Annotated in this window: 8 protein-coding genes; 1 reads left to right on the top strand and 7 read right to left on the bottom strand. The window is 72.0% G+C overall.

What is annotated here, in order from left to right:
- Positions 1–103: 103 nt before the first annotated feature.
- The gene (locus VHW64_RS18005) at positions 104–1,279 is read right to left on the bottom strand and encodes an acyl-CoA dehydrogenase family protein (protein ID WP_329651955.1); all 1,176 of its coding nucleotides are present in this window, start codon (positions 1,277–1,279) and stop codon (positions 104–106) included.
- Positions 1,280–1,313: 34 nt separating this feature from the next.
- On the opposite strand from VHW64_RS18005, the gene VHW64_RS18000 reads away from it, so the two are divergent.
- Positions 1,314–1,751, top strand: coding sequence for a CoA-binding protein (locus VHW64_RS18000; RefSeq protein ID WP_329651954.1), 438 nt, complete (start codon positions 1,314–1,316; stop codon positions 1,749–1,751).
- A 73-nt stretch (positions 1,752–1,824) separates the two neighbouring features.
- Here VHW64_RS18000 and VHW64_RS17995 read toward each other — a convergent pair whose 3' ends face one another.
- From VHW64_RS17995 to VHW64_RS17970, 6 genes are all read right to left on the bottom strand, one after another.
- The gene (locus VHW64_RS17995; protein ID WP_329651953.1) at positions 1,825–2,106 is read right to left on the bottom strand and encodes a hypothetical protein; all 282 of its coding nucleotides are present in this window, start codon (positions 2,104–2,106) and stop codon (positions 1,825–1,827) included.
- Positions 2,107–2,392: 286 nt separating this feature from the next.
- Positions 2,393–2,911 carry a 5-(carboxyamino)imidazole ribonucleotide mutase gene (gene purE, locus VHW64_RS17990; protein WP_329651952.1) on the bottom strand — a complete coding sequence of 173 codons (519 nt, stop codon included), beginning with the start codon at positions 2,909–2,911 and terminating at the stop codon, positions 2,393–2,395.
- 6 nt (positions 2,912–2,917) lie between these two features.
- Positions 2,918–4,102 carry a 5-(carboxyamino)imidazole ribonucleotide synthase gene (locus VHW64_RS17985; protein ID WP_329651951.1) on the bottom strand — a complete coding sequence of 395 codons (1,185 nt, stop codon included), beginning with the start codon at positions 4,100–4,102 and terminating at the stop codon, positions 2,918–2,920.
- Positions 4,103–4,136: 34 nt separating this feature from the next.
- Positions 4,137–4,484, bottom strand: a complete 348-nt coding sequence (locus VHW64_RS17980) for a winged helix-turn-helix domain-containing protein (protein WP_329651950.1) — start codon at positions 4,482–4,484, stop codon at positions 4,137–4,139.
- 160 nt (positions 4,485–4,644) lie between these two features.
- On the bottom strand, positions 4,645–5,628 hold the full coding sequence (locus VHW64_RS17975; RefSeq protein ID WP_329651949.1) for an adenylate/guanylate cyclase domain-containing protein: 984 nt from the start codon (positions 5,626–5,628) through the stop codon (positions 4,645–4,647).
- Positions 5,615–6,154 (bottom strand): PH domain-containing protein, encoded by a 540-nt coding sequence (locus VHW64_RS17970; RefSeq protein WP_329651948.1) that lies wholly within the window; start codon positions 6,152–6,154, stop codon positions 5,615–5,617. The genes VHW64_RS17975 and VHW64_RS17970 overlap by 14 nt, the downstream gene beginning before the upstream one ends.
- Between the last annotated feature and the right edge of the window lie 6 nt (positions 6,155–6,160).

Genomic DNA, 6,160 nt, shown 5'->3' with positions numbered 1-6,160 from the left:
TGAAGCCGGTGATGACGCTCACCGCTCCCAGTCCGATCGTGAGGGCCGCGACGGCGGCCACCAGGATGCGCTGCAGAGTCGGCGGCTGGCCCGGCATTCGCGCCTACCTCAACGTCCTGGCGATCACGAGGCGCTGGATCTCGTTGGTGCCTTCATAGATCTGGGTGATCTTGGCGTCGCGCATCATCCGCTCCACCGGGTAGTCGCGGGTGTAGCCGTAGCCACCCAGCACCTGCACGGCGTTGGTGGTGACCTCCATGGCGACGTCGGAGGCGAAGCACTTGGCGGCGGCGCCGAAGAAGGCCAGGTCGGCCTCGCCCCGCTCGGAGCGGCCGGCCGCGGCGTAGGTCAGCTGCCGGGCCGCCTCGATCCTCATCCCCATGTCCGCGAGCAGGAACTGCATGCCCTGGAAGTCGCCGATCGCCCGGCCGAACTGCTGGCGCTCCCGGGCATAGCCCAACGCCTGGTCCAACGCACCCTGGGCCACCCCGACCGCTTGGGCGGCGATGGTGACCCTGGTGTGGTCGAGCGTCCTCATCGCGGTCTCGAACCCCGTCCCCTCCTCACCGATCATCCGACCGGCCGGGATCCGCACGTCGTCGAGGTAGACCTCGCGGGTGGGGCTGCCCTTGATCCCGAGCTTCTTCTCCGCGGCACCGAACGTCACGCCGTCGTCCGTGCGCTCGACGACGAAGGCCGAGATCCCCCGGGCCCGCTCGCGCGGCTCGAGGTCGGGATCGGTCGCGGCCATCACGGTGTAGAACTCGCTCTCGAACTCGCCCGGCCCGGCGTTGGTGATCCAGCGCTTCACGCCGTTGAGCACGTAGCTGTCGCCGTCGCGCACGGCCCGGGTCCTCATGGCCACGGCGTCGGAGCCGGCGTCCGGCTCGGACAGGCAGTAGGAGAAGCCTCCCTCGCCCGACGCGAGCCTGCCCAGGTAGTGCCTCTTGAGGTCCTCCGACCCCGCGATCAGCACCGGCATCGAGCCGAGCTTGTTCACCGCGGGGATCAGGCTGCTGGCCATGCAGACGCGCGCGATCTCCTCGATCACCAGCACCGTCGCCAGCGCGTCGGCCCCGGCACCGCCGTACTCCTCGGGGACGTGGGGGGCATGGAAGTCGGCCTGCTGGAGGGCCCTGGCGGCCTCCTCGGGATAGCGGCTCTCCTCGTCGACGGCCGCGGCGTACGGCGCCACCTTCGCCTCGCACAGCTCGCGCACCGCCGAGCGGATCGCGCGGTGCTCCTCCGAGAGCGCGAACAGTGGGAGGTCGTTGCTCATGGGTGGAACTCTAGGCGGGGCCTAGGCTGGCTCCGTGAGCGAGTGGCAGCGCCGGGAGTGGGTCGACCTGATGCTCGACGATCTCCGGACCTGGGCCGTGGTCGGCCTGTCGGGCGACCCCGCCCGCACGGCGTACTCCATCGCCGAGCTCCTCCAGCGTCGCGGCAAGCGCATCGTGCCGATCCACCCGAGGTTCGCCGACCAGCCCGGTGAGGTCCTCGGCGAGCGCGGCTACCCCTCGCTGGCCGACGTGCCGTTCGCGATCGACGTGGTCGACGTCTTCCGTCGCTCGGAGGCGGCCGGGGAGTTCGCGGACCAGGCCGTGGCCGTGGGCGCGAGAGCCGTGTGGCTCCAGCTCGGCGTCGTCGACCCCGACGCCTTCGAGCGCACGACGCGAGCCGGAGTGCCGATGGTGATGGACACCTGCCCGGCCATCCAGTGGCGGCGACGCGCGGGCAGCGCCTCGGCCTGACTCCGCACCTGCCGGGCCAGGGCCGGGCCAGAGCCGGGACCGGGCCCTCCGGGACGTCCCGGGGACCTAAGACCTAGGCAAGGTCCTCGTCGACGGTGTGCATGGCCGCCTCCTCGGCGGCGGCCGCCGTGCCGTCGACACCCCCCTCGACGTCTGCGCCGGCCTCGGGCTCCTCCTGCTCGATCCGCTCCGCCAGCGTCTCCCCCGCGGCGTCCTCGGCCGCGGTCGTCCCCCGGGTCATGGCTCGCGACGGGCGCTCCGGAGGTGACAGCCCCTCGTCCAGCACGTCGTCCACCCCGCGGTCGTCCAGGGTGTCGCCGGGCTGGAGCTGGTCGCGGTCGAAGCTGCTGCTCATGCAGGACCCGTACCCACATCGGGCCCGAAGGCACTCCAGGACGGGCGTCCGGTACCCGCGGACCACCTCCCTGCCCGCCTCTGTGACCACGTCCGAGTGGCGGCCCGACACCCTTGCCGGGCCGCCGTGCTCACCACCGGTCTCACGCTGGCCGCCGGCGGCCTCTCCCGCGACCGCGGGTGCGGGACCTGGGCATGCTCGCGGCCGGGATCGCCGTACTCTCGACGGTCTGGCTCGTCGGCCGCTCTCTGCGCGTCGAGGACGCCACCCCCGGAGGCCCTCGACGCTAGAAGCCGAGCCTGCGGCTGCCGGCCGAGGCGCGGACCTTCTTGCCCTTCTCGTGAGCCGTACGCCGCAGGTCGGCCTGGAAGTCCAGCATCCGCTGGCGCAGGTCGGCGTCGGAGACGGCGAGGATGCGCACGGCGAGCAGCCCGGCGTTGCGGGCGTTGCCGACCGCCACGGTGGCCACCGGGACACCCGCGGGCATCTGGACGATGGAGAGCAGGGAGTCCATGCCGTCGAGATGCTCGAGCGGCACGGGCACCCCGACCACCGGCAACGGCGTGACAGCGGCCAGCATGCCCGGGAGGTGGGCGGCACCGCCCGCACCGGCGACCAGCACCGACAGCCCGCGGTCAGCCGCCTCGCGGCCGTAGGCCAGCATCTCGTCGGGCATCCGGTGGGCCGAGACGACGTCGGCCTCGTAGCGGATCTCGAACTCCTTGAGCGCCTCCGCCGCCGCCTCCATCACCGGCCAGTCGGAGTCGGAGCCCATCACGATGCCGACCTGCGGGGTCTCAGCCATGGTGCCTCACTCGCTCTCGTCGCCCAGCTCGCCGGCGAACCACGCGGCGGCGTGGCGTGCCCGGTCCCGACACTCTTCCAGGTCGTCTCCGTAGGCGTTGACGTGTCCGACCTTGCGGCCCGGGCGAGGCTCCTTGCCGTACAGGTGCACCCGCAGCGCGGGGTCGCGCGCGAGCGCGTGCGGGTAGCCGTCGTACAGCCGCCCCGGCTCCGCGCCCGGACCGCCCAGGATGTTGACCATCACGGTCCAGCGCGACCTGGCCCGCGGGGACCCGAGCGGCAGGTCGAGCACGGCTCGCAGGTGGTTCTCGAACTGGGAGGTGACCGCGCCGTCCTGGGTCCAGTGCCCGGTGTTGTGGGGACGCATCGCCAGCTCGTTGACCAGGAGGCCGCCCTCGGCGGTCTCGAAGAGCTCGACGGCCAAGATCCCGGTCACGTCGAGCTCGCGGGCGATCCGCAGCGCCAGCTCCTGGGCGCGGGCCGCGAGCGCGTCGGAGAGCCCCGGCGCCGGCGCCACCACCTCATGGCAGATCCCGTCGCGCTGCACGGACTCGACCACGGGGTACGCCGCGGCCTGGCCGCTCGGGCTCCGCGCAACCAGCGCCGACAGCTCACGACGGAAGTCGACCAGCTCCTCGGCCAGCACCGGCACCCCGCTGACCGCCGCGGCGCGCATCGCCGCCTCCGCCTCCTCGGCGGTCCGGACGAACCACACGCCCCGGCCGTCGTAGCCACCGCGGCTGGCCTTCAGGACGCACGGCAGGCCGAACGCCGTGACCTCGTCGAGGTCCGCGACGACCGCGAACCGCGGCACCGGGAGCCCGAGCGCGGACAGCGCCCGCCGCATCGCGACCTTGTCCTGGGCGTGCACCAGGGCCGCCGGCCCCGGCCGCACCGACGTGCCTTCGCTCTCCAGCGTGCGCAGATGCTCACTCGGTACGTGCTCGTGGTCGAAGGTCACCACCGAGCAGCCCTCGACCAGCCGGCGCAGCGCGGCCAGGTCGGTGTGGTCGCCGACCAGATGGTCACCGATGACCTGGGCCGCGGAGACCCCCGGCGTCTCGGCGAGGAGCCGCAGCGGGATCGCCAGGGCGGCGGCCGCCTCGGCCATCATCCGGGCCAGCTGACCTCCACCGACCACGGCGACGACCGGTGCGGTCTGCGAGGCCGGGCTGGAGTCTGCGGGGCTCACCCACGCAAGCGTAGGGGCCGAGCGCGAGCGGTGCTCAGGCGGTGCGGACGGTCCGCTCGTCGGTGGCCTCGACGGCGCACGGGTCCTCGACCTCGAAGCGCAGTCCGTGGCCACGGACGGTGGTGATCAGGCTCGGCCGCATCGGGTCGTCACCGAGCTTGCGTCGGACCCAGCCCAGGTGGACGTCGATGGTCTTGGAGGACGTCCAGAACGTCGTGTTCCAGACCGACAGCATCAGGTCGTCGCGCGAGACGACAGAACCCGCCCTCTGCATGAGGTAATGCAGCAGGTCGAACTCCTTGCGCGAGAAGACGATCTCGCGGTCATCTCGCCAGACCCGGCGAGTGACCGGGTCGACGGCAACGTCTTGAACCTTCAGCACGTGATGAAAATAGGTAAGAGACACCCGTTCGCGCCGGGGAATGGGTCAACTGACCCGTGAGCGAAGGTAAAATTCAGCGTGTCAGGCGGGGATCTAGGCCTTCTGGACCAGTCCCTGTGGTGCCGCTCGACCCCCCTCAGGGGCCATCCGGCGGGTGTCCCTAGTGCCGGCGTACGGCGACGGGCTCGACCAGGCCGAATCCCCGCACCGGCCGCGCGGGGAGCGGCCGCACCTCGAACTGGTCCTCTGGCAGGAGCCCGGCCGTGGTGCCGTCGACGATGATCCGGTTGCGCCGGGCGACCCCGGTGAGGCGCGCGGCCATGTTCACCGCGGGCCCGAAGACGTCGCCGAGGCGCGTCACGACGGCCCCGGTGGAGAGCCCGACGCGCACGTCCGGCATCCGCGGGTCACGCCCGATCACCGAGATGATCCCCTCGGCGGTGTCGTAGGCCCGGATCGGGTCCTCGTTCACGAACAGCACCGCGTCGCCCAGGCTCTTGATCACGCGGCCTCGCTGGCCGGCCACGACGTCGGCGCAGCGGGACTCGAAGATCTCCACCAGGTCGCCGATCCGGTCGTGGTCGAGGCGGTTGGTCAGGGCGGTGAACGCCACGATGTCGGCGAAGCCGACCGTCACCTGGGTGGTGTGCAGGTCGGCATCGTCGGCGCCGAGCGCCTCGACCCGGGCCACCGCCGCGGCGAGGTGGCGGCGCCAGACGTAGACCAGCAGCTCCTCGAAGGGACCGTTCAGGGCGTCCAGCAGCTGGAGGGCCGCGGTGGCTCGCGAGCCGGTGGCGTCGTCCCCGGACTCCAGCTCCTGGACCCGGTGGACCAGGGTGCCGACCTCCCAGTCGGCGAGTCGCGCCATCGTCTGACCGACCGCACGGGTCAGGTCGACGGCCGTGTCGAAGTCGATCGAGCCGTCGCCCACGAGCGAGAGGAGCGTGGAGACGGCGTCCGCGTCGGCCCGGGTGAACGCGCGCTCGCTCCCGCGGTCGGGGAACCCGAGCGCGCGCCACAGTCGCTGTGCCTGGTCCAGGCTCGCCCCGGTCTCGGTGGCGACGTCTTGGGCGTTGAAGACGGCGTCCTCGCCCAAGATCGCCTGCTCGAGCTGCTGGGCCGGGGTGGGGTCAGGTTCCGTCATCGTCCTGTCTGTCGGACGACGTGCCGGCCGCTCCGCTCGAGGTCGACCCGCCCGAGCTGCCGCTGAGGAGGTCGGTCAGCTTCCGCTGGACCTCCTCGACGTGCGGGATGTCGTGGAGGCGGACCGAGCCGTGGGTGCTGGCGTCGCTGATCACCAAGGTGCCGCAGCCCAGCATCCGGTCGACGATGCCCTGGTCGAAGGCGACGTCGCTGATCCGCATCAGGGGGATGTCGTGGCCCTTGCGGGAGATCAGGCCCTCCCGGGTGATCAGCCGCTTGGTCGTCACCGTGTACGTCGCGGTGAGCCAGTCCAGGAACGGCCGGAGCACCCACCACACGACCACGACCAGCGCCAGGACCCACACCACGAGGCTGACGACCCCGTTGCCGATCTTCCGGTCCAGGAAGATCGCCAGCGCCAGCGCGACCACGAGCACGAGCCCGGGCAGGATCAGCGCCTTGGGATGGGTCCGGGTGTCCACGACGACCGACTCTCCGTCGGTCAGCAGCTTCTCAGAGATGCCCACGGCGGG

The sequence above is a fragment of the Nocardioides sp. genome (assembly GCF_036267815.1).
Lineage (GTDB): Bacteria > Actinomycetota > Actinomycetes > Propionibacteriales > Nocardioidaceae > Nocardioides.
This window is presented reverse-complemented; position numbering and strand designations above follow the sequence as displayed.

What these genes read in the sequence shown, in the direction of transcription:
- VHW64_RS18005 (WP_329651955.1), bottom strand. Translation starts at nt 1,279, where the DNA reads ATGAGCAACGACCTCCCACTGTTCGCGCTCTCGGAGGAGCACCGCGCG.
- VHW64_RS17995 (WP_329651953.1), bottom strand. Translation starts at nt 2,106, where the DNA reads ATGAGCAGCAGCTTCGACCGCGACCAGCTCCAGCCCGGCGACACCCTG.
- purE (WP_329651952.1), bottom strand. Translation starts at nt 2,911, where the DNA reads ATGGCTGAGACCCCGCAGGTCGGCATCGTGATGGGCTCCGACTCCGAC.
- VHW64_RS17975 (WP_329651949.1), bottom strand. Translation starts at nt 5,628, where the DNA reads ATGACGGAACCTGACCCCACCCCGGCCCAGCAGCTCGAGCAGGCGATC.